Consider the following 22486-nt stretch of genomic DNA (forward strand, 5'->3'; position numbering starts at 1 on the left):
TGCCATTAAAGTGATTTAGGTGTTCCAAACAGCTCGGTAAAGGCGTGATCTGGACGCGGCTGCTTCATAAAACTTTCACCGACCAAGAAAGTGTGAATGTCATGCTCTTGCATCATCGCCACATCTGCTGGGGTCGCAATACCGCTTTCCGTGACCAGTAGACGAGACGGTTCAAGCAGTTTTTTCAAACGAATCGAGGTGTTTAAGTCAACATCAAAGGTTTTTAAGTTACGGTTATTGACACCCAATACGCAACGCTCAGATAGACGCAAAGCACGTTCAAGTTCTGCTTCATCGTGTACTTCAACCAAGACATCTAAATTCTGCTCAAAAGCCGTTTTAGACATTTCTTCGAGTTGTTGATCGGACAAGCAGGCCACAATCAGAAGAATACAGTCCGCGTGTAAAGCACGTGCTTCAATCACCCCATAAGGGTCAATCAGAAAGTCTTTACGTAATGCAGGCAGGGCACAGTGAGAACGTGCAATTTGAATATTTTCATCGGCACCTTGGAAAAAATCGACATCGGTTAAAACCGATAAACATGCTGCACCTGCGGCTTCGTATTGCTGCGCGATTTCAGCAGGATCAAAGTTTTCACGAATGATGCCTTTAGATGGTGATGCTTTTTTAATTTCAGCGATTACACCCGGTTGTTTGCTCAGTAAAGATTTTGCAAAACTACGCACAGGAGTTGCCTCAAGTGCCCATTCTTCAACATTTTTATAGCTACGTAGTTTGAGGCGTGCAGCAAACTCTTCTTGCTTGCGATCCACAATTTTGCCTAAAATCGTATTTGCGATATCTACCATGACAAAATCCTGTCTATCAAGCGTCGTATTGTTTAAGGGTTTTGCTGAATTCAGCAAGGATGCTCATCTTTTCTAAGGCTTGTCCGCCGTAGATGATGTCATGTGCTAAAGCCACGCCTTGTTTATAACTGGTACAAAGTCCAGAGACATATAAACCGGCACCTGCATTTAAAGCAATCATAGTGGCTGCTTTTTCGCCTTTATCGGATTTGTTTTTACCTAAGGCATCTTTAATTAGGCTTAAACTTTCAGCAGAATCTTGAATGATTAAACCAGTTAAAGTTTGCGATTCGATCCCAACATCTTCAGGTTGAATCTCCCATTCGGTGACTTCACCATTTTTGAGTTCAGCCACATAGGTACTTGATGCAAGGCTAATTTCATCTAAACCATCTTTAGAATGAACCACCATGACATGTTCTGCCCCCAGTTGTTTCATCACTTCTGCAATAGGACGGCATAATTCAGTCGAAAACACCCCAATCACTAGACGTTTGACCCCAGCCGGATTCGTAAGCGGGCCAAGTAAATTGAAAATACTGCGAATGCCTAATTCACGACGTGGGCCTACCGCATACTTCATGGCTTTGTGATGATTCGGTGCAAATAAGAAACCGACGCCCATTTCACGAATACAACGTTCAGTTTGTTGCATGTTTAAGTCAAGTTGGATGCCTGCTTGTTCTAACAAGTCCGAGGAACCTGATTTGGTTGAAACACCACGGTTACCATGTTTAGCAATGGTTGCACCTGCAGCTGCAATCACAAAAGCAGATGCAGTCGAGACGTTAAATAAGTTCTGTCCGTCACCACCTGTACCGACGATGTCGACTAAATAAGGCACATCACTGACATCAATTTTGATGGCAAACTCGCGCATGACACGAGCTGCTGCGGTAATTTCATCAATACTTTCGCCTTTTAAGCGGAGACCCATCATCAGTGCACCAATTTGAGCATCTGTTGCTTCACCATTCATGATGGTGCGCATGACGTCTTCCATTTGCGCTTGCGTCAACTCAATATTTTTAGTGATGTTATTTAAAGCTTGTTGCATATTCATTTTTCACTGCACTCATTTATGCGTAAATTTCTAAAAAGTTCTTAAAGATTCGATGGCCATGCTGACTCAAGATTGATTCAGGGTGAAATTGCACGCCTTCAACGGCAAGCGTCTTATGCTTTACACCCATGATTTCTTCAATTGAGCCATCTGCTTCATTGGTCCAGCAAGTCACTTCTAAGCATTCAGGCAAGCTTTCTTGATCAATCACCAGTGAGTGATAACGCGTTGCTGAAAACGGAGAAGGGAGATTACTAAAAATGCCTTTATTCGAGTGGTGCATGTCAGACAAACGACCATGCATCACTTTTTTGGCACGAATGATTTCGCCGCCAAAAGCCTGACCAATGGCCTGATGTCCTAAGCACACCCCTAATAATGGAATTTTTCCAGCAAAATGCTGAATGGCTGGAATAGAAATTCCTGCTTCCGAAGGTGAGCATGGACCAGGGCCAATCACAAGATACTTAGGTTGCCATCGCTCAATATCTTCCAATGTCACGGCATCATTACGCACTACTTTTACTTCTTGATTTAACTCGCCAAAATACTGGACGATGTTGTATGTAAAAGAGTCATAGTTGTCGATCATTAAAAGCATGAGCTTAACCTATTGAAATTTATGCACATAAATGTGCTAGAAGAGTCCCGTGGTATTCGTGCGATTACATTATAAAGCTATAAGTAAATTATTTTTCTCATTCAATGACTTGAATGGAGGCACAAAACCGAAATTATCATAGCAAAAAATACTCAGCTAGGGCGTGACATTTTTTCGCAGGTCTAAAAAATACAATGGGTTTTGTTACTAACAGATATAGAGTTTATGAATATCTCAGATTCAAATCCAAACGAGAAATCTCGCGGATTATGTCTAAATGGTATCAAGCATGCACATTCAATGCATATAAAAGAATATCTCCTGATGCTGTGAGCCAAAAACTCCCCAAATGTCACCAAAACAGAGCATCTTTATTTGCTTAGTCACATCTGAGATTTCTGCTTTATATCAGTTTGAATTGTGAAGTTTTAATTTTTTATAATATTAAATAAAAACAGTTGTTTATATTATTTATATTTGGTTTTAGGTATATCGTCTGCCGTGATATGAGGTGTTGAGGTCAAATCAAGGCGAAAATAACAGCTTAAACAGCGCTCTAATTTATAAAAAATGAGTGGAAATTGCACAGTGAAATTTAAAAATGCACCATTATGATCCACACTCAAAATCTTTTAGATTAAATGTGAAGAAGCATGCTTGAATATGGTGCATTTACTTTTTAGCTCAGTATAATAGAGCCAAAGCAAACAGCTTAAAACTGTTATTCTGATAATGAATTCAACATTTTAGCTAAGCTTTTTAAAGTTGGTACGGTAATTGCTTTAGAACAACCAACTACTAACACGCACTAAAGAGTGCAACAAAAATTCATCGGAGCAAAATGAGCATGGCGAACAAGGTCCTACAACTCATCCAAGAAAGTGGCGCAAAATGGGTCGATTTCCGTTTTACGGATACTAAGGGTAAAGAACAACACGTAACTTACCCAGCAGATACTATCGACGAAGATACTTTTGAAGACGGTAAAATGTTTGATGGTTCTTCTATTGCAGGTTGGAAAGGCATTGAAGCATCTGACATGATCTTACGCCCAGATGCTGCAACTGGTTTTATCGACCCGTTCTTCGCTGAGCCGACAGTAGTTGTTACTTGTGACGTTATTGAGCCATCAACAGGTCAGGGTTATGACCGTGACCCACGTTCGATTGCTCGCCGTGCTGAAGAATACCTAAAATCTACAGGTATTGGTGATACTGCATTCTTTGGTCCAGAACCAGAATTCTTCGTATTTGACGAAGTAAAATGGGAAATCGATATGTCTGGCGCGCGCCATACATTGATTGCTGAAGAAGCTGCTTGGTCAACAAACAAAGACTATGAAGGCGGAAACTCTGGTCACCGTCCACGTGTTAAAGGTGGTTACTTCCCAGTTCCACCAGTTGACTCTTCACATGACATGCGTGCAGATATGTGTGCGCGTATTGAAGACATCATGGGTCCAGGTCGTGTAGAAGTACACCACCACGAAGTTGCATCTTGCCAGTTAGAAATTGGTGTAAGCTTCAACACAATGGTTCGTAAAGCAGACGAAGTACAACAGTTCAAATATGCTGTTTGGAACGTTGCGCACCAATATGCTAAAACTGCGACTTTCATGCCTAAGCCAATGGTTGGTGATAACGGTTCTGGTATGCACGTTCACATGTCAATCTCTAAAGATGGCAAGAACTTGTTTGCTGGTGATGAATACGCTGGTTTGTCAGAAATGGCGCTTTACTTCATCGGTGGTGTAATCAAACACGCTCGTGCATTGAACGCAATTACGAACCCTTCTACAAACTCGTACAAGCGTTTAGTTCCACACTTCGAAGCACCGATTATGTTGGCTTACTCAGCACGTAACCGTTCTGCTTCTATCCGTATTCCTTACGTTTCTAGCCCTAAAGGCAAACGTATCGAAGCTCGCTTCCCAGATCCAATGATGAACCCGTACCTAGGTTTCGCTGCATTGTTAATGGCGGGTCTTGATGGTATCCAAAACAAGATTCACCCAGGTGAAGCAGCTGACAAAAACTTATACGACCTTCCTCCTGAAGAAGAAGCGAAAATCCCTACAGTTGCGCACAGCCTAGATATGGCTCTTGAAGCGCTTCAAGCGGATCATGAGTTCCTTCTTAAAGGTGGTGTATTCACTAAAGAAATGCTTGATGCATATATCGAACTTAAAACTGAAGAAGTGCGTCGTTTGAACACGACAACTCACCCAGTTGAATTTGATATGTACTACAGCTTGTAATTCTGAACTGAATTTCACTGTAAAAAACCCGCGCTAGTCGCGGGTTTTTTTGTATCATCTGTTTAACTTGAAAAAAATTGATGAGAGCAATGGCACAGCGTAAGAAGCACACCAGTTTTTATCCGTGGATTGACCCTAAAGATCACGATAAAGGTTTTAAGCTAAATTTTTCTATGGTGACTTATATCGAAGTTGGTCGCACCCCTGAAGGTTATAAGCAGGCAGAATTTGTTGCATTGAAAAGCCCAGAGTTGGCACTGGATTATGATTATCCTCAAAGTTTTTACTTGAGTGCGGAAGGCTTTATTTTGGTGAAAACTCCGCAAGGTAAATTTGAAACCATTGCAAAAACAGATAATTGCTAAAGATTGATCTTACAATCAAATACATTCTTCATAACTCAAAAAGCGTTTAAGCGCACAGTAAATCAATGGTACAGGTAGGCTTATGCAGCAGATTCCAGCTGAACTGAAAACATGGTTATATGCTTCAGGTTCACTTACTCAGCAACTGACAGATTTGGCTGATGGGGCGTTTAGGGTTCAACCGACCAAAGAACATTTTCAGCGTCTTCAGTTCATCGATGCAAAATGGATGGACATGCCGTTTCAGCATACGTCATGGGTGCGAGAAAGTTTTTTATATGGCAGTGATGCAGAGCCTTGGATCAAAGCCAAAAGCATTTTCCCGATCTTAAGTTTGCAAGGCCGTGCACGGCTTTTTAAACATATTGGTAAAAAACCGATTGGCTGGTTCTTGTTTCAGCGCACCAATCCAGCATGTGAACGTCGTGTGATCTGGCTAGAAGATGGCTGGACTAGACAGAGCTGTTATACTTGGCACGGCTGCAAGTTTATTGTTCAAGAAACCTTTTTAGCAAGTTTTGAGCAATTTTTGCAAAAGCAGAATTCAGCATCTGAAGGACAGTCATGACAACTGCGCATCAAATTACTTGGCGTGAACGTTTAGAAGCCTATTATTACTTATGTCGTTTTGATAAGCCTATTGGTACAGAATTGGTGTTCTGGCCTACCATGTGGGCACTGTGGATTGCCGCAGAGGGTATACCGCCAATTGGTATTCTGATTCCGATGGTACTTGGCACGATATTTATGCGTGCGGCTGGGTGTGCAATTAATGATTTTGCTGATCGTAAGGTCGATGCGCATGTAGAGCGCACGAAAACGCGGCCTTTAGCAACAGGGATTATCACGGCCAGAGAAGCCATTTATGTGTTTCTAGCTTTAGTCTTTGCCAGTGCGTGTATGTTGTTGTTTCTACCGATTGCAACGTTTTATTGTGCTTTAGGTGGGCTTTTTCTCGCTTTTATATATCCTTTCATGAAGCGCTATACCCATTTGCCTCAGGTTGTTTTGGGCATGGCTTTTTCGTGGGGAATTCCGATGTCCTTTACGGCTATGGGTAAGCCATTAGATTTAACCTGTTGGTTGCTGTATTTTGGCAATCTGGCTTGGACTGTGGCGTACGATACTCAATATGCGATTACCGACCGTGAATATGATTTAAAAATTGGGGTGAAGTCGACAGCCATTTTGTTTGGTCGTTTTGATATTCAAATCATTGCACTTTTACAGGTGATGAGCGTGGTTTTGATCGGTACGGCGCTTTACCTTGAAAATTTATTGATGCCATTGGGTTTAATCGCATTGCTTGTTGTGGTGGCTGATTTTATTTATCAATGGTCCAAAACCAAAGACAGAGATCCGCAGCGTTGTTTTTGGGCATTCCGTCACAATCGTTGGGTGGGATTTATTATTTTTACTGGAATCTTTTTAGAATTAATTATTTAAAGTGATTGTTTGGTTGAAAAGCGTCCTATACAGGGCGCTTTTTTTATGTCTTAATAAAACAGCATGTAGTTTCATGCTTAAAAAAACAATGAATAAAAGGATATTTTATGAAACGCTCGAAAATAGCATTAGCCCTTACAGTTGCTGTTTCAATGCTGTCTTTAACTGCTTGTAATGACGATGATGATTCGCCCGCTTCAAATCAAAAACAGACCTATGTTTCTGAAAGTGCCTATTCAGAAGACACATTAACCACTGCAGCTTCTATTAAGGTAATGACGTATAACATGGAAAATGTTAAAGGTCAGACCGCAAAAGCAACGGCGCTGGTGATGTTCCCTAAAGTAGCACCGCCTACAGATGGTTATCGCGTAGTGGTTTGGGAGCACGGTACGGTTGGGGTTGGTGATAGTTGTGCACCAAGTAATAATATGATTCACCCGCGTTTTAAAATTTTAGCAGATAGTCTACTGGCTGCTGGCTATGTGGTTATTGCGCCAGATTATGAAGGTTTGGGCACGCCAGGGATTCATCCATATTTAAACTTATCTAGTGCTGCGAAGTCAGCGCTTTCAGCTGTGCAAGCGGCAAAAGATCATTATGGTAAGCAGTTGAATGGTGCGTGGATGTCGGCAGGACAATCCCAAGGTGGACATGCCTCGTTAGCGACCGCAGAATATGCAAATACAGATGCAACCTATAAAGGTGCTGTGGCGGGTGCGCCAGCTTCGAGTTTGGGTAAAATTATTTTAGAGGTTGCACCAGCTGCCTTGTCTAGCATTGAGGCGCAGGAAATACAATATAATATCCCACTAGCTGCACGTACTTCTGTTGATTCTTATGCAACTTTATTGGCTTATGCAGCATTAACAGGGGTAGGTATTAAAGCGTATGAGCCGCGATTTAGTTATCAAGATATTTTCCAATCACGTGCCAAATCTTTGGCTGAGTTTGCAGAAGGTTCAACAGGGGATAATGGTCTGTGTTTAGACAATGATAATGACCCAAGTCTAAGCTTAATTAATAAGTTTAAAGACGATATTATTCAGTTTATGACAGCAAATCCTGATAAAAAAGTCATGGATTATCCTGGTTTAGATACTAGTGTGTTTGCGACCAATGAAACCGTAAAAAACTTCTTAATCAGTAGTCAGCCTGGGACTAAACGAATTGATAAACCAGTCTATGTAATACAAGGCACAGCAGATACAAATGTACCCTATCCAATTACCCAAGCTTTGGTTGCAAACTTGAAAACATTGGGTTCACCAAATGTGACACTTGATCCAGTTATAGGTGCATCTCATACCCAAGCCATAGTTTGTCGGAATGCGGAGGCTGTAGACTTTATTCAGACCAATATGGCTGCGGGTACGGGTATTGTGTTAACTGATGCGCAAAAGGATGCGAGCCAGAACGAAAACTGTACAGGTATAGCACCCTAACTGGCATTAAATTAAACATTTATACTGAAGACAGAGCCTCATGATTGAGGCTCTTTTTTTGTTATAGTATGTGCCCATCAAAATCTAGATATTGGAAATAGGCTGGCTATGACGAAATCAACTAAAAAACTAACGCCGAAAGTGATGTTTCTGGCGAGTCTTGGTATTGTGATTCCATTGCTTATTTTAGGGATTGCTTTTTTAGCGGTAAAAAGCGATGCAAAAAACCAAGCGGAATATCAGCGTATTAAAGAAGAACAACAGCAGCGTATTCAAGAAAAGTTGGCTGCCGAAAAGCAATTCACACAGCAGGAAGCGAGCAGCGCGGTTTCAAAATAATTCAAGCACGCATTGCAGGTGTGATACCAATGTGTTTGTGCAGTTGGCGAATGCTTGGAATTTCTGTAAAACGCAGAACGATGTAACCTGCTTCATTGAGCATGGCATCACGTTCTGCATCTTCTTGTTCTTTGCCGATATGGGAAGGATCATCGAGTTCAATAATCACAACGACCGCTAATTGTTCATCTAATAAAACGAAGTCGGTGACTTTACGGTTAAATTTGGCCCGTATTTTATAGTGATCACTGGTAATCAGCGAACTAAATGAAACTTGAGCTAGAACATGATGGCGCGGAAAGGCTTCTTTTAAGCGAATAAACATTTTACGTTCAAACGGCGTAATGACGTGTTTGGCATAAAACTTTTGCTTACGGCGAAACAGGTCAGGGTAGACCATCATCACTAACGTAATAGTGGCGAAGCAGCCGATGATAAAAAAGATGATTTGACTCAGATCGAACACAATATTTTCTAGCGCAAAGAAAAAACCCACTCGAATGGAGTGGGTTTTTAGAATTTTGGCTCTCCAACCTGGGCTCGAACCAGGGACCTGCGGATTAACAGTCCGTCGCTCTACCGACTGAGCTATTGGAGAATCTGCACGCATTCTATGTGGCAAAGCCCAAAGGGTCAAGTCTTTGACCTGATATTTTTATATAATCTGCTTTAAATGATTTAAAAATAAACGGTTTAGCTTTTATTGATGCGATTTGATTCAGTCTTTTTGGTTTTCCATGGAGCTATTTGGGAGATTAAAGCTGAGAAGAGCCTGTATGGAAAGCTGCTTTGGAGGGATTTTGAAAGATTGGTTTTACTTATGGGTGAATGTGTTTTTATAGATAGAAAAAGCCCAAGTTATAATGCTTGGGCTTTTTAAAATTTGGCTCTCCAACCTGGGCTCGAACCAGGGACCTGCGGATTAACAGTCCGTCGCTCTACCGACTGAGCTATTGGAGAATCTGAAATGCAGTATAGAGAAAATTACACATCGGTCAAGTTACAATGCTAAAAAAAGTCGAATTTTGGATTAAATGTTTTTTTTATAATCAGTTTGATGTGTCATGGCTGTATAACAGAATAGTACAGGGTGTGGATCAAAACAATGAGCGATAAAAAAAGCCCAAGTCACGATGCTTGGGCTTTTTAGAATCTTGGCTCTTCCACCTGGGCTCGAACCAGGGACCTGCGGATTAACAGTCCGTCGCTCTACCGACTGAGCTATGGAAGAATAGTGGCTCTCCAACCTGGGCTCGAACCAGGGACCTGCGGATTAACAGTCCGTCGCTCTACCGACTGAGCTATTGGAGAATCTGATGCGCATTTTAGGGAGGAAAGGAAAATGGGTCAAGCAAAAAATATTGAGAAATGAATTGTTTGCTTTATAAATATGCGTTTAGGCAGCAAAAACAAAAAAACCGCTCAAAAAGAGCGGTTTTTTAAACAAGACGAATCTTATTTTTCAACGCCAGCAGCTTCACCTGCATATTTCGCGTTTGCATAATCCCAGTTTACAAGGCTTTCAAGGAAAGTTTTGATGTAAACAGGACGCGCATTACGGAAGTCGATGTAGTAAGCATGTTCCCAAACGTCAATGGTTAACACTGCGACTTTACCATGTGCAAGTGGAGTGTCTGCATTTGAAGTTTTAAGGATAGAAAGGTTGCCATTTACTTCGTCAGCAACTAACCAAGCCCAACCTGAACCGAATTGAGTTGTTGCCGCAGCAGCAAATTCTTCAGCAAATTTTTCGTAAGAACCGAATGCTTCATCAATTTTAGCAGCTAAAGCACCTGTTGCTTTACCACCACCGTTTTTAGCCATACAGTTCCAATAGAATGTGTGGTTCCAAACTTGTGCTGCGTTATTGAAGATACCTGCTTTAGATGCATCACCAGCAGAAGCTGCGATGATTTCTTCTAAAGTTTTGCCTTCAAGGTCAGTACCCTTGATTAGGTTGTTTAGGTTAACAACATAAGTATTGTGGTGTTTATCGTGGTGGAATTCTAAAGTTTCTTTGCTGATGTGCGGAGCAAGATCTTCGTAGCCATATGGAAGTGCAGGTAAAGTAATGGTTGTCATGTTTCATTCCTTGCAGATTTGCTGGGTTTTACTTTAAGTGCATTTATTGTAAATGATTCTATAGACAATAGGGCAGTCTTTTAATACACAAAATATGCAAAAAACTTCGCAAGGAGACATATACGATACACAAGATATCGTTAGAGTCTTTTGTACAGAATATGTTCATTTTAAAAGACTCTAAGCGCTAGGTGGATTGAGGTGGGTGATTATTTTTTAGTCTGCAACGCAGCATGGTAACGGCGATTTACTTCATCCCAATCGACCACATTATAAAAGGCATTAATATATTCAGGACGGCGGTTTTGGTATTTTAGGTAATAAGCATGTTCCCATACATCTAAACCGAGAATAGGGGTGTGACCGTACATCAGTGGGGAATCCTGATTTGCACTGCTTTCAACAATCAGGTTGCGTTCAGGTGTCACGCTCAGCCATGCCCAACCACTGCCAAAACGGCTAATCGCGGCTTTGGTAAATGCCTCTTTAAAAGCATCAAAACCATCGAGTTGCTCATCAATAGCCTTTGCCACAGCCCCAGTCGGTTGTCCACCACCTTGTGGACTCATGACAGTCCAAAAGAGTGAGTGATTGGCATGACCCCCTGCATTATTGATCACCATATTTTTAAGATCAGTAGGGACTTCATTGACTTTGGCAACCAAATCTTCCACAGACAGTTTTTCCCATTCTGTGCCTGCAATCCCGCCATTAATGTTATTGATGTAGGTTTGATGGTGTTTACTGTGGTGAATTTCCATCGTTTTCGCATCAATATTGGGTTCGAGTGCATCATAGGCATAAGGAAGAGCGGGTAAAGAATAAGCCATGTGTTTGATTCCTTTAATCATCAAAATTGTTTTATTGGGATTTTTCAAAGCAGTTTTATTATCCACTTAAAAGTTAATGAGAATCAATATGTTTATTATTTGCAATTTTGGGTGGCGCGTCGTAAGTTTTATTGTTCATATTGGGTTGGAAGTTCAGCAGGTATAACAAAGATGAGATGCACAGAATTTTTGAGCTGATGCTATGTTTTAATTTAAAAATACGAAAGGCTAGGAATAATGTTTTAGAAATTAATCATTTGCTTAATGGAGGTGATGTTGGATGCCATGCGATGTAAGCGCATTGAAAGGACTGGGATGAAAGGAGTCGCATCCCAGTGATTGCTTAGATCGGGTTATTTAACTCGAAATAAACATATTCAATATCAAATTGTTCTGAAATGGCTTGACCTAATCGCTGCACGCCATAGCGTTCAGTCGCATGATGTCCGCAAGCAAAATAATGTACGCCTAATTCTTTGGCTTCATAGAAGGTACGTTCACTGACTTCGCCTGAAATATAGGCATCACAGCTTTGTTCAGCGGCTTTTACAATAAAATCTTGTGCACCCCCAGTACAAAAACCGACTTTTTCAATCATGGTCTTGTCCGCTGGAAGATGGGTGACATTAAACTTTAATTTCTCAGACACAAACTTTTTAAACTCTTCCACAGGCACGGGCTGGTTTAAATAACCAATATTGCCAATAGGATGACGCTCAGATGGGTCAAGCGCTTCAATACGTTCCAGTTCGAGCAAATCTGCAATCGCTGCATTATTTCCAAGACTTGGATGGCTATCGAGGGGGAGGTGGTATGCCAACAAAGAAATGTCATCTTGAATCAGACTCTTGATCCGTCTACCGCGCATACCTGTGATGGGGTAGGCTTCACCTTTCCAAAAATAACCATGATGCACCAGTAATAGATCCGCATTTTCTCGGATCGCGGCATCTATGGCATCTTGTGATGCAGTCACCGCAGCTAAAATTTTACGCACTTCGGTTTTACCTTCAATTTGAAGGCCATTCGGTGCATAGTCCTTAAACTCAGGTGATTTGAGGGTTTGGTCACACCATTGGATAATGTCTTGTAATTTTGCCATATCGACTTAAAAACTCTTTTAAATTGATTACATCGGAACCTATTGTTTATTGTAACTAAAGCATGACAAAACTCTTGCTTATTTTTGTGCTTCGGCTTGAATTTCGCTTTACAATAGGCATAAATTACTTAGTCATCAATGAATTAAAACATTTTAGAGGGTGAAATCGTGCGCAGGACCTTTTCCTGGTTACCTTGGGTATTACTCATTTTAGTCATTGCTGGATTTTTTGCTTGGCAGCAGTATCAAAAACCAAAAGCGCCTGTGGCGTCCGATGGGATTAAGATGCCTGCTGAAAAGGTAGAGCCTTTAATTAACACCACACGTACCGGTGGGGTGGTTTCTTATAGCGCTGCCGTGAAAGTGGCTGCGCCAGCAGTAGTGAATATTTTTACCACGCAAAAAGTCAAACAACTTGACCATCCATTGCTCAATGATCCTGCGTTCCGTGAATTTTTTGGCAATCAAATTCCGGATCAGTTTAGCCAAAATAAAAATGAAAACAGTTTGGGCTCAGGTGTGATTGTTCGTCCTGATGGTTATATTTTGACAAATAACCATGTGATTGCTCAAGCCGATCAAATTGTTGTGGCATTACAAGATGGCCGTCGTGCAGTGGCAAAAGTGATTGGTACAGACCCCGATACCGATTTGGCTGTGATTAAAATTGAGCTGGCGAATCTGCCTGTTTTACCCTTTAAGCTCAGTGGCAACGAAGTGGGTGATGTGGTCTTGGCCATTGGTAACCCATTTGGTGTGGGACAAACGGTTACACAGGGTATTGTTTCTGCTACTGGTCGCTCTGACCTAGGGATTAACACTTATGAAGACTTTATTCAAACCGATGCTGCGATTAATCCCGGTAATTCTGGTGGTGCTTTGATTGATGTGGCGGGTAATTTGATTGGGGTTAATACTGCGATTTTCTCTCAATCAGGTGGGTCTTTAGGTATTGGTTTCGCCATTCCTGCAAGAATTTGCCAACAAGTACTAAACTCTATTCTTAAAGACGGCCGTGTGGTACGTGGTTGGTTGGGTATCAGTTTACTGCCTGTTGAACAAGTCAATATCTTAGAGCCTAAAGGGCCTGGTGTGGTTGTCGCGGACGTATTAAAAACGGGACCTGCTGCAAAAGCTGGTTTAAAGAAAGGCGACAAGATTGTGAAAGTGAATGATGAAGTGATTACTTCAACCTCACATTTGATTAATTTTGTGGCTCTACAACCGCCAAATAGCACCATTCAGATTTCACTTGAGCGCGATGGCAAACCTTTAGATGTGGCTGTGGTTGTTGGGGAAAGAAAAGAGCAAAATCAAGACTCTCAATTTATACCATTACCTGAATAAGACTTAAGAACGTAAATAAAAATGCCTCTTTTATAGAGGCATTTTTTATGAGTAGATGATTTACAGTGTGAATATTAAATGCAGAGCATGATCAATAGAAAACCTAGTGCATTTTAAATGCCTAAGATTGGTAAATGATGATCTCAGTTTTAGTCGAAAATCAAAGCTCACTTATTTTTAGATCTTGCCCATTCGCATCAAGCATGAATAACGCGATTAACTTATGTGGAGTGGAAGTGTAGGTCTAAGCTAAAAGAAGGTGTATGACTCAGGATGCATTGTGCAGTCTTTTCGTGTGATTCTTATTTAACATCGATGATAGGTTTTACTTAGGAAATGTTGAGCTTAACTTTTAAAAAAACCATTGGCTGTTATCGTTTTGAATGCTGTTTTTGTTTAAGCGAGGCGCTGATGACTAGCTTGAATCGACAGGAGGATTGATCAGGCACAAAAAAACAGCAACCGAAGTCGCTGTTTTTTTATATCTGGAAATTACGCTTCTTGCTGGATACCCGCAACGAGCCAGTCTTGGGTAGAACCCGCAGGTTTTACAAAGTGCCAAACTTCAGCAAAAGGTTGCGGTAAGCTGTTGAGGTCTTCACTTACTGTACCAGTAAAACGTACGCTAACCACGTATTGGCCATTTTCTGTCGCAGAGTTCGCAACCATCGCATTAAGGTTTGAAAACTCAGCTACATCTTGATCTTGATTCGCCATAATGTCTTGATACATAGACTGGTAAAGATCAGGTGTTAAGTAACGTTGAATTTCAGAAATGTTACTTGCCGTGTTCATCGATTGAATATGATTGAAACGTTGACGAGCAATACGTAAGAAAGCTGCAGGTTCTGTACCGTCTGGCAGCTGACTACCACTATTGGTATAGGCAGCGCCAAAAGGTGCATTGTTTTGTGGTGCAGGAGCTGAACCACCTACAGACTGACCAAAAATATTGCTATTGTCATTTGATGTACGTGGTGCAGCTTGTTGGCCAAACGGTGGTTGGGGTGAACCATTGTTTGGCGCATAGGGATTAGCTGCTACTTTTTTTTTTGCGCCCATTTTACGGAAAATGAAGAAGGCAACAGCAGCGGCAAGAAGGATCCAAATCCAGCTTGGAATACCACCTTTGTCTTCCTGTGCTTGCGCTTGAGAAGCAGAGTTATCATCTGCCAATGCATTTGCAGCAACAGCACCAATTGCAGCACCCGCTACACCAGCCGCAACCATACCGCCGACGCCTGGACCAGATTTAGCTGGAGCTGTAGCAGGCGCGGTAGGTTGTTGAGCTGGAGCTGCTTGACGAGGTTGTTGATAAGACTGAGTTGGTGCAGCTTGACGGCTCATGCCGTGGCTTTTACCACCACCTGCACGTTTAGCTTCTGCGGCTAAGGGTGCAACTAAAAGAGCCGCTGTTAAAAAACCAGCAATCAAACCACGCTGTCGAACTTCCATCAAATTTTCCTACTCTATAAAAAATAAATTTTAACTCTACCTTTATGCAGTCTTTCATCCTAAATTTCAATAAAAAACGTGTTTATTTTATGAGAAATTCAAATAGATGGAATTTAGCTTAGTTGAGTTCGTCACTTAAGCTCATGGCTTCAGTGAGTGCCTCATGTAAGCGTGCCACAGCGATTACCTTAACCCCTGCAATGTCTTTTTGCGGTGCGTTGCCACGCGGTAGAATAATGTATTTAAAACCATGTTTAATAGCTTCTTTTAAGCGTTCCTGTCCATTGGGGACTGGGCGAATTTCCCCAGAGAGTCCTACTTCACCAAAAACAGCCAGTTGTTGTGGCAGCGCTTTACCTCGCAGACTAGAGGCACAGGCCAATAAGACGGCCAAGTCAGAGCCTGTTTCCGTGATTTTTAAACCACCGACAACGTTGACATAGACATCTTGTCCAGATGTTTGCACGCCACCATGGCGATGCATCACCGCCAAAAGCATATTTAAACGGTTTTGTTCTAAACCTAAGGCGACTCGACGCGGTTGACCATGTGCATCATCCACCAAAGCTTGAACCTCAACCAAGAGAGGACGTGTACCTTCACGGCTGATCATCACGATTGAGCCTGCAATTGCTTCATCATAACGGCTTAAGAAAATGGCAGAAGGATTCGCCACTTCTCTTAAGCCTTTATCAGTCATGCCAAAAACCCCGAGTTCATTGACTGCACCAAAACGGTTTTTAACGGCACGAATCATCCGATAACGTGAGTCGGACTGACCTTCAAAGTACAGAACACAGTCGACCATATGTTCAAGCACACGCGGACCAGCCAGTGCCCCTTCTTTGGTGACGTGTCCGACGATGAACAAGGCTGTACCACTATTTTTAGCAAAACGTGTCAGTAAAGCTGCGGACTCGCGAATTTGAGAAACACCGCCCGGCGCTGACTGGAGTGTTTCGGTATACAGGGTCTGAATGGAATCTAAAATTGCCACGGCAGGGCGTTCGTGAGCAAGCATTTCACATATCCGCTCGACACAGGTTTCTGCCATGACTTTGAGTTTATCTGTGGGCAGATCAAGACGATTTGCACGCAAAGCCACTTGAGAGAGTGATTCTTCACCTGTGACATACAATGCCGCACTGTTGGCTGCGGCCATATGCGTTGCCGTTTGCAATAAAATGGTCGATTTTCCGATGCCCGGATCACCGCCAATCAGTACCACGGAACCCGTGACGAGACCACCGCCAAGCACACGATCAAACTCACCAATTCCTGTAGCCAATCGAGTCTCATGTGAAACTGAAATTTGATTTAAGGTGCTAATAGCAGCAGCTTGACCTGCATAGCCGCCCCCCATTTTGGGCTGCGCACGATGTGTGACTGCAGGTGCAATATTGACTTCAACCAGACTATTCCATTCTCCACATTCAGAACATTGACCCGCCCATTTTGAATGGTCAGCGCCACATTGTTCACAGCGGTAAACACTTTTTGCTTTTGCCATGCTTTATTTGATGCACTATTTGGAGTATTCGATGGTTCAACAGCATACAGAGGATTGGATTTGAAATGAATGCTCTGAATCAAAAAGCCACCCGAAGGTGGCTTAACTATTGCAGATTTTAAAAAATGTGCTTTGAAAATAGCCTTAGTACAACTCACCTGATTTACGTTTTTCGACAAAATCACGTGACTCTTTCACAATCACTGTCGACAGCAATAACAAGGCAATTAAGTTTGGAACCGCCATTAAACCATTAAAGGTGTCGGCAAATAGCCAGACTAAATCAAGTGATGCTACGCAACCAATAAAGACTGACGCGATGTAAATGAGACGGTACAGCAGAACATACTTTTCACCGAGTAAATACGTACAGCATTTTTCGCCGTAATAGCACCAACCTAAAATGGTGGAGTACGCGAAGAACACAATACCAAAAGTTACGATCCAGCCCCCTACACCCGGCAGTAATTGGTCAAAAATATGGGTGGTTAATACCGCGCCTGTTTCGCCACCAAAACTATTGCCCGCCATGATAAAGCCCATGACCAAGACTATCCCTGTGATACTACATACGATAATGGTATCGATAAATGTACCTGTCATTGAGACTAAGCCTTGACGTGCAGGGTGGTCAGTTTTTGCAGCAGCGGCGGCAATGGGTGCTGAACCCATCCCAGCTTCATTTGAGAAGACGCCACGAGCGACACCGTAACGAATGACTGCACCAATTGCACCACCTGCTACTGCTTCACCAGTAAAGGCATCACGGAAAATCAGTTCAAGTGCAGGCATGACGAGTTCAAGGTGGTTGAAGATAATAATGAGACCACCGAGGACATAGCCAATTGCCATAATCGGAACGATGAAAGAAGCGGCTTTAGAAATAGACTTAATTCCGCCTAAAATAACCAAAGCGGAGAATACGGTAATGACAATACCGGTGATCCATGTTGCAACTCCCGTACTATTTTCAACAGCGAGTGCAACTGTGTTGGATTGTACTGAACTGCCAATCCCAAAAGACGCCAATGTACCAAACAGCGCAAAAATCAGTGCTAACCATTTCCATTTTAGGCCGCGTTCAATGTAGTACATTGGACCGCCAGACATTTCACCTTTTTCATTTTTGATTCGGTATTTAACCGCCAGTACGCCTTCCCCATATTTGGTTGCCATACCGAACAGGGCGGTCATCCACATCCAAAACACTGCACCTGGCCCCCCAAGGACACAAGCGGTGGCAACACCCGCGATATTACCGGTACCAATGGTGGCAGAGAGTGCTGTCATGAGGGATGCAAAATGGGAGATATCTCCGGTATGAGAATGTGCTTGGTCATGTTTGCCAAAGACTTGTTTAAAGGCCAGAGGCAACATGCGGATTTGCCAGAAAAATAAGCGTAGTGTGAGGAATATCCCTGTTCCGACAATGAGGACCAACATATAGGGTCCCCAGACCCAACCACTGATGGTTTCCATAAACGTTTGTAAATTTTGTGTATTCATTCTTGTTTTAGTCCTCTATGTTTTAAAACTTGAAATTTCTAGAAAAATTTTGAGTTTTATTAAGCAATTGATATGCCACAGTCATGCTTCCTGCACGATTTTTTATTGATTTTTAGTCTTGTTGTATTTGTTACATGGAATTTATTTTTTGACAAGTATTTTGCTGTTTTTTTCAGCAGGGGCTTTTGCTTGTGGTTTGTCGGATTAAATATAAGAAAAATTAATCAACTTTTCAAAAGATGTTGAAAATATAGATTAATACAATTTTTTTTTTATTTTTTTGTTCTTTTCGGGTAATTTTGGCGACTGGACATAAAAGATGACATCAAGAATGAGTTTAGAAAATACAGAATCGACCTCTGAACAAGGTGATTTAAAACGGAGTTTATCCAACCGCCACTTACAACTCATTGCAATTGGCGGTGCGATTGGTACGGGTTTATTTATGGGGTCGGGGAAGACGATTAGTCTCGCTGGGCCATCTATTTTAATCATTTACATGATTATTGGTTTTATGGTGTTTTTGGTCATGCGTGCGCTTGGCGAATTACTGCTGTCTAATTTAAAGTACAAATCGTTTATCGATTTCTCTACTGATTTGATTGGACCGTGGGCTGGTTATTTTGTTGGCTGGACCTATTGGTTATGTTGGATCACGATTGGTATCGCGGATTTATCCGCGATTATTTATTACCTCCAGTTCTTTAATGGAGGGATGCCGTTCACACCTGGGGAAGGGGTGATGATCAGTGTTGCGGCCATTGTGTTCATCATGGGCTTGAACTTGGTCACGGTGAAACTGTTTGGTGAGCTGGAGTTCTGGTTTGCACTGATTAAGATTATTGCCATTGTGGTGTTGATTGGTGTCGGTTTATGGATGATCTTTACGGGGTTCACTTCGACAACAGGTGAAATCGCATCCTTTACCCATCTTTGGTCACATGGCGGGATGTTCCCAACAGGCGTGACGGGCTTCCTTGCTGGTTTCCAAATTGCGATCTTTGCCTTTGTGGGTGTAGAACTGGTGGGTACCACAGCTGCTGAAACCAAAGACCCAGAAAAGAACTTGCCAAAAGCGGTGAACTCAATTCCCATTCGTATCATTATTTTCTATGTGCTGTCTTTAGTAATTGTAATGTCAGTAACGCCATGGAATACGATTGACCCTGCGGTTTCCCCTTTTGTGAACTTGTTTAGTCAAGCGGGTATTGCAGCAGCAGCAATCATCATGAACTTGGTGGTGTTGTCTTCTGTGATGTCATCAATGAACAGTGGGGTGTTTTCAACGTCGCGTATGTTGTTTGGTTTGTCGCGTGAAGATCAAGGACCAAAAGCATTTGGTCATTTAAACAAGCGTGCTGTTCCTGCAAATGCGTTGTACTTTTCAGCAATTTGTTTACTGTTAGGTGCTGCACTGCAGTACTTTGTACCGAATACCGTTGAAGCCTTTACGTTGGCAACCACACTGTCGACGATTTTGTTTATCTGCGTCTGGATTATGATTATCTGGAGCTACATTGTGTATTACAAAACACGTCCAGAGTTACATGCAAAATCGACTTTTAAACTACCGGGTGGTCTCTTTACCTGTTGGTTTGTGATCGTTTTCTTCATTGGCGTGATCTATGTGCTGTCACTAGAAGCCGACACCATGAAAGCTTTAATGGTGAGTCCGATTTGGTTCATCATTTTGATTATTGGTTATTTTGGTTTCTACAAACCGAAACATAAATAATCGATACCATTTAAAAAAACGCCAGTCTTTAACTGGCGTTTTTTTTTAACTCACTATAATCTTTAGCGCTTAGTGGTTTGGTCATGCATGTTGATCAGGTTATACTTCTTCAAAATATCAAATAGGTGATCAGATGCGTTCTGTCATTTGCTGCATCAGTGTCTTGGTGATGAGTACTGCATTCGTCGGTTGTGGTCAGTCTGGTACATTACATATGCCAAATGATCCAAACTACGACAAGCGAGCGAAATATTTGCTTTATAAAGACGCAGCATCTAAGCCGTCTGCACAAAAGGAAGATACAGCGCCCGTTAAGCAAGAGTTTGCTGCACCTTCAGTTGAAACCAATCAGCCTTAATACCTTAAACGCTTCATAGAAAGGATACATTCATGAGTTTTACCCGCAATCATGGGGTTTTGCACGCTGAGCAATGCTCGCTGCAACAGCTTGCGCAGCAATTTGGTACACCACTGTATGTTTATTCAAAAGCGACTTTTGAAAAACACTTTACAGAGATGGATCGTGCTTTTGACTTTATCGATCATCAAATTTGCTTTGCGGTCAAGTCGAACTCAAACATTGCGGTATTGAATGTCCTTGCGAAGCTCGGTGCTGGTTTTGATATTGTGACCGGTGGAGAACTGGCTCGTGTACTAAAAGCGGGTGGCGATGCTTCTAAAATTGTCTTTTCGGGTTTAGGTAAAACTGAGGTTGATGTTCAAAAAGCATTAGAAGTGGGTATTGCATGCTTCAATGTCGAGTCTCATGCAGAACTGGATCGTATTCAAAAAGTTGCCGCGAAGCTCGGTAAAAAAGCGCCAATTTCATTGCGCGTCAATCCAGATGTAGATGCGAAAACGCATCCTTACATTTCAACAGGCTTGAAAGAAAATAAATTTGGGATTCCGTCAGATACGGTGTTTGAAACCTATCAATATGCTGCAACACTGCCGAATTTAGACATTATTGGTATCGACTGCCATATTGGTTCCCAACTGACCGAAACACAGCCTTTTGTGGATGCGCTAGATCGCGTGATTGTGATGATTGACCAGCTGAAAACCATGGGTATTCAGCTGAAACACATCGATATTGGTGGTGGTTTAGGCGTGACCTATAAAGATGAAGTGCCGCCTACCGTTTTTGAATATGCTAATGCAATGAAGCCCGCTTTAGAAAAATTGGGTTTGAAAGTGTATATGGAACCGGGACGTAGTATTTCGGCAAATGCAGGGGTACTCCTGACGAAAGTTGATTTGCTCAAACCGACTATTCACCGTAACTTTGCGATTATTGACGCAGCCATGAACGACTTGATTCGTCCTGCACTGTATGAAGCATGGATGGATATTCAGCCCGTTACACCGCGCTCAGATGTCGAGGCAAAAGAGTGGGATGTGGTTGGTGCGATTTGTGAAACAGGTGATTTCTTAGGTAAAGAGCGTGTGCTTGCACTCAAAGAAAATGACGTACTGGCTGTATTGGGTGCTGGTGCTTATGGTTTTGTCATGAGTTCAAATTACAACAGTCGAGGTCGTGCCGCTGAAGTGATGGTGGATGGTGAAAACGCACATTTGATTCGTGAGCGTGAAACCATTGAGTCGCTTTGGGACAAAGAACGTTTATTGCCTGAAGGATAATTCAAGATGTTATTAGAATTTACCAAAATGCATGGTCTAGGCAATGACTTTATGGTGGTTGATTTAATCAGCCAAAGAGCATTCCTTGATACTGTCACGATTCAGCGCTTGGCGGATCGCCATTTCGGCATTGGTTTTGATCAGTTGTTGATTGTTGAGCCACCTGATTTACCCAATGTCGACTTCAAATACCGTATTTTCAATGCTGATGGTTCTGAAGTTGAACAATGTGGTAATGGTGTGCGCTGCTTTGCACGTTTTGTACATGAGCGTCAGCTCACTACAAAGACCAAGATTAAAGTGCAAACCAAGGCTGGGATTGTGGAACCCGAACTCGGTCAAAATGGCTGGGTACGTGTAAATATGGGCTATCCAAAATTCTTACCGCAGGAAATTCCATTTATTGCGGATGCACCAGAAGCTTTGTATGACATTGCTTTGGCGAACAATGAGCAATTGACCATTGATGTGGTCAATATGGGCAACCCCCATGCAGTTACTATCGTTCCCGACGTGATTACAGCTGATGTTGCGCGTTTAGGCCCTCAGGTTGAATCGCATGAACGTTTTCCACAGCGTGTGAATGCAGGGTTTATGCAAATCATTGATGAAAAGCATGCGCGCTTACGTGTGTTTGAACGGGGTGTGGGCGAAACTTTGGCCTGTGGGACAGGAGCTTGTGCGGCTGCGATTTCAGGTATGCGCCGTGGTTTACTCGATTCATCTGTTGAGATTGAACTGGCAGGTGGTAAGTTACATATTGAATGGCGTGAAGGTGATGTCGTTTGGATGACGGGTCCAACCTCAAATGTCTACGAAGGACGCATTGATCTGAGTTACTATCAAAACTAAGTTTAGCCTTACATAAGAAGCACTGATTCGTCAGTGCTTTTTTTATGAAAAATGAAATAGACATATAACGAGCTAAGACAGTGCTACTATGTAAAAGC

Annotated in this window: 21 protein-coding genes and 4 tRNA genes; 11 read left to right on the forward strand and 14 right to left on the reverse strand. The window is 42.2% G+C overall.

Annotated elements, in window-relative coordinates:
• Window positions 1-5: 5 nt before the first annotated feature.
• Genes trpC through RR876_RS04775 form a run of 3 tightly spaced genes read right to left on the reverse strand, consistent with a single transcriptional unit; the run spans window position 6 to window position 2476 of the window.
• The gene (gene trpC / locus RR876_RS04765) at window positions 6-812 is read right to left on the reverse strand and encodes an indole-3-glycerol phosphate synthase TrpC (RefSeq protein WP_332476553.1); all 807 of its coding nucleotides are present in this window, start codon (window positions 810-812) and stop codon (window positions 6-8) included.
• Window positions 813-828: 16 nt separating this feature from the next.
• The gene (gene trpD / locus RR876_RS04770; RefSeq protein ID WP_332476552.1) at window positions 829-1875 is read right to left on the reverse strand and encodes an anthranilate phosphoribosyltransferase; all 1047 of its coding nucleotides are present in this window, start codon (window positions 1873-1875) and stop codon (window positions 829-831) included.
• Window positions 1876-1891: 16 nt separating this feature from the next.
• On the reverse strand, window positions 1892-2476 hold the full coding sequence (locus RR876_RS04775; protein ID WP_332476551.1) for an aminodeoxychorismate/anthranilate synthase component II: 585 nt from the start codon (window positions 2474-2476) through the stop codon (window positions 1892-1894).
• Window positions 2477-3317: 841 nt separating this feature from the next.
• Between RR876_RS04775 and glnA the strand changes: the two genes are divergently transcribed.
• The 6 genes from glnA (at window position 3318) to RR876_RS04805 (ending at window position 8328) form a co-directional block, all read left to right on the forward strand.
• Window positions 3318-4733, forward strand: coding sequence for a type I glutamate--ammonia ligase (gene glnA, locus RR876_RS04780; RefSeq protein ID WP_005400480.1), 1416 nt, complete (start codon window positions 3318-3320; stop codon window positions 4731-4733).
• Between the two features lie 89 nt (window positions 4734-4822).
• Entirely contained in the window at window positions 4823-5098 is a 276-nt protein-coding gene (locus RR876_RS04785; protein ID WP_004982609.1) for a hypothetical protein, read from the forward strand.
• An 82-nt stretch (window positions 5099-5180) separates the two neighbouring features.
• Window positions 5181-5666: a chorismate lyase gene (locus RR876_RS04790; RefSeq protein WP_332476550.1), complete on the forward strand. Its 486-nt coding sequence runs from the start codon at window positions 5181-5183 to the stop codon at window positions 5664-5666.
• A complete protein-coding gene (gene ubiA, locus RR876_RS04795) occupies window positions 5663-6544 on the forward strand; it encodes a 4-hydroxybenzoate octaprenyltransferase (protein ID WP_332476549.1) in 882 nt (293 codons plus the stop codon). The genes RR876_RS04790 and ubiA overlap by 4 nt, the downstream gene beginning before the upstream one ends.
• A 107-nt stretch (window positions 6545-6651) precedes the next feature.
• A complete protein-coding gene (locus RR876_RS04800) occupies window positions 6652-7989 on the forward strand; it encodes a lipase family protein (protein ID WP_332476548.1) in 1338 nt (445 codons plus the stop codon).
• Between the two features lie 108 nt (window positions 7990-8097).
• Window positions 8098-8328 (forward strand): hypothetical protein, encoded by a 231-nt coding sequence (locus RR876_RS04805; RefSeq protein ID WP_332476547.1) that lies wholly within the window; start codon window positions 8098-8100, stop codon window positions 8326-8328.
• Between the two features lies 1 nt (window position 8329).
• On the opposite strand, the gene RR876_RS04810 is transcribed toward RR876_RS04805, so the two are convergent.
• The 8 genes from RR876_RS04810 to RR876_RS04845 all read right to left on the reverse strand — a co-directional run bounded on the left by RR876_RS04810 (window position 8330) and on the right by RR876_RS04845 (window position 12342).
• Window positions 8330-8794 carry a DUF2726 domain-containing protein gene (locus RR876_RS04810; protein ID WP_058870071.1) on the reverse strand — a complete coding sequence of 155 codons (465 nt, stop codon included), beginning with the start codon at window positions 8792-8794 and terminating at the stop codon, window positions 8330-8332.
• A gap of 56 nt (window positions 8795-8850) precedes the next feature.
• Window positions 8851-8926 (reverse strand) — tRNA-Asn (locus tag RR876_RS04815).
• 286 nt (window positions 8927-9212) lie between these two features.
• Window positions 9213-9288: transfer RNA gene (locus RR876_RS04820), tRNA-Asn, on the reverse strand.
• 195 nt (window positions 9289-9483) lie between these two features.
• Window positions 9484-9559, reverse strand: a tRNA-Asn gene (locus tag RR876_RS04825).
• Window positions 9560-9563: 4 nt separating this feature from the next.
• Window positions 9564-9639, reverse strand: a tRNA-Asn gene (locus RR876_RS04830).
• A 144-nt stretch (window positions 9640-9783) separates the two neighbouring features.
• Window positions 9784-10410: a superoxide dismutase gene (locus tag RR876_RS04835; RefSeq protein WP_332476546.1), complete on the reverse strand. Its 627-nt coding sequence runs from the start codon at window positions 10408-10410 to the stop codon at window positions 9784-9786.
• Between the two features lie 209 nt (window positions 10411-10619).
• Complete coding sequence (locus RR876_RS04840; protein ID WP_332476545.1) at window positions 10620-11240, reverse strand: superoxide dismutase; 621 nt, start codon at window positions 11238-11240, stop codon at window positions 10620-10622.
• Window positions 11241-11583: 343 nt separating this feature from the next.
• On the reverse strand, window positions 11584-12342 hold the full coding sequence (locus RR876_RS04845; RefSeq protein WP_332476544.1) for a Nif3-like dinuclear metal center hexameric protein: 759 nt from the start codon (window positions 12340-12342) through the stop codon (window positions 11584-11586).
• Window positions 12343-12510: 168 nt separating this feature from the next.
• On the opposite strand from RR876_RS04845, the gene RR876_RS04850 reads away from it, so the two are divergent.
• The gene (locus RR876_RS04850) at window positions 12511-13689 is read left to right on the forward strand and encodes a trypsin-like peptidase domain-containing protein (protein WP_004982593.1); all 1179 of its coding nucleotides are present in this window, start codon (window positions 12511-12513) and stop codon (window positions 13687-13689) included.
• A gap of 492 nt (window positions 13690-14181) precedes the next feature.
• Here the strand turns inward: RR876_RS04850 and RR876_RS04855 are convergent, their stop codons facing one another.
• The 3 genes from RR876_RS04855 to RR876_RS04865 form a co-directional block, all read right to left on the reverse strand.
• Entirely contained in the window at window positions 14182-15144 is a 963-nt protein-coding gene (locus tag RR876_RS04855; protein ID WP_332476543.1) for a TIM44-like domain-containing protein, read from the reverse strand.
• A 118-nt stretch (window positions 15145-15262) separates the two neighbouring features.
• Window positions 15263-16654, reverse strand: coding sequence for a DNA repair protein RadA (gene radA, locus RR876_RS04860; RefSeq protein WP_004695771.1), 1392 nt, complete (start codon window positions 16652-16654; stop codon window positions 15263-15265).
• A 144-nt stretch (window positions 16655-16798) separates the two neighbouring features.
• Complete coding sequence (locus RR876_RS04865; RefSeq protein WP_332476542.1) at window positions 16799-18160, reverse strand: sodium:alanine symporter family protein; 1362 nt, start codon at window positions 18158-18160, stop codon at window positions 16799-16801.
• 331 nt (window positions 18161-18491) lie between these two features.
• Between RR876_RS04865 and RR876_RS04870 the strand changes: the two genes are divergently transcribed.
• The 4 genes from RR876_RS04870 (at window position 18492) to dapF (ending at window position 22388) form a co-directional block, all read left to right on the forward strand.
• Window positions 18492-19895 (forward strand): amino acid permease, encoded by a 1404-nt coding sequence (locus RR876_RS04870; RefSeq protein ID WP_332476541.1) that lies wholly within the window; start codon window positions 18492-18494, stop codon window positions 19893-19895.
• Window positions 19896-20028: 133 nt separating this feature from the next.
• Window positions 20029-20253, forward strand: a complete 225-nt coding sequence (locus RR876_RS04875; protein ID WP_004982578.1) for a hypothetical protein — start codon at window positions 20029-20031, stop codon at window positions 20251-20253.
• 32 nt (window positions 20254-20285) lie between these two features.
• On the forward strand, window positions 20286-21536 hold the full coding sequence (lysA, locus tag RR876_RS04880) for a diaminopimelate decarboxylase (protein ID WP_176538061.1): 1251 nt from the start codon (window positions 20286-20288) through the stop codon (window positions 21534-21536).
• 6 nt (window positions 21537-21542) lie between these two features.
• Window positions 21543-22388, forward strand: a complete 846-nt coding sequence (dapF, locus tag RR876_RS04885; protein ID WP_004695783.1) for a diaminopimelate epimerase — start codon at window positions 21543-21545, stop codon at window positions 22386-22388.
• Window positions 22389-22486 lie beyond the last annotated feature (98 nt).

It is taken from the genome of Acinetobacter sp. (genome assembly GCF_036666595.1).
Lineage (GTDB): Bacteria > Pseudomonadota > Gammaproteobacteria > Pseudomonadales > Moraxellaceae > Acinetobacter.

Coding starts and splice junctions, on each gene's coding strand:
- lysA (WP_176538061.1), top strand. CDS start 20,286: ATGAGTTTTACCCGCAATCATGGGGTTTTGCACGCTGAGCAATGCTCG.
- RR876_RS04870 (WP_332476541.1), top strand. CDS start 18,492: ATGAGTTTAGAAAATACAGAATCGACCTCTGAACAAGGTGATTTAAAA.
- RR876_RS04875 (WP_004982578.1), top strand. CDS start 20,029: ATGCGTTCTGTCATTTGCTGCATCAGTGTCTTGGTGATGAGTACTGCA.
- RR876_RS04785 (WP_004982609.1), top strand. CDS start 4,823: ATGGCACAGCGTAAGAAGCACACCAGTTTTTATCCGTGGATTGACCCT.
- RR876_RS04800 (WP_332476548.1), top strand. CDS start 6,652: ATGAAACGCTCGAAAATAGCATTAGCCCTTACAGTTGCTGTTTCAATG.
- RR876_RS04865 (WP_332476542.1), bottom strand. CDS start 18,160: ATGAATACACAAAATTTACAAACGTTTATGGAAACCATCAGTGGTTGG.
- ubiA (WP_332476549.1), top strand. CDS start 5,663: ATGACAACTGCGCATCAAATTACTTGGCGTGAACGTTTAGAAGCCTAT.
- trpC (WP_332476553.1), bottom strand. CDS start 812: ATGGTAGATATCGCAAATACGATTTTAGGCAAAATTGTGGATCGCAAG.
- RR876_RS04775 (WP_332476551.1), bottom strand. CDS start 2,476: ATGCTTTTAATGATCGACAACTATGACTCTTTTACATACAACATCGTC.
- RR876_RS04845 (WP_332476544.1), bottom strand. CDS start 12,342: ATGGCAAAATTACAAGACATTATCCAATGGTGTGACCAAACCCTCAAA.
- RR876_RS04835 (WP_332476546.1), bottom strand. CDS start 10,410: ATGACAACCATTACTTTACCTGCACTTCCATATGGCTACGAAGATCTT.
- dapF (WP_004695783.1), top strand. CDS start 21,543: ATGTTATTAGAATTTACCAAAATGCATGGTCTAGGCAATGACTTTATG.
- radA (WP_004695771.1), bottom strand. CDS start 16,654: ATGGCAAAAGCAAAAAGTGTTTACCGCTGTGAACAATGTGGCGCTGAC.
- RR876_RS04840 (WP_332476545.1), bottom strand. CDS start 11,240: ATGGCTTATTCTTTACCCGCTCTTCCTTATGCCTATGATGCACTCGAA.
- glnA (WP_005400480.1), top strand. CDS start 3,318: ATGAGCATGGCGAACAAGGTCCTACAACTCATCCAAGAAAGTGGCGCA.
- RR876_RS04855 (WP_332476543.1), bottom strand. CDS start 15,144: ATGGAAGTTCGACAGCGTGGTTTGATTGCTGGTTTTTTAACAGCGGCT.
- RR876_RS04790 (WP_332476550.1), top strand. CDS start 5,181: ATGCAGCAGATTCCAGCTGAACTGAAAACATGGTTATATGCTTCAGGT.
- RR876_RS04805 (WP_332476547.1), top strand. CDS start 8,098: ATGACGAAATCAACTAAAAAACTAACGCCGAAAGTGATGTTTCTGGCG.
- trpD (WP_332476552.1), bottom strand. CDS start 1,875: ATGAATATGCAACAAGCTTTAAATAACATCACTAAAAATATTGAGTTG.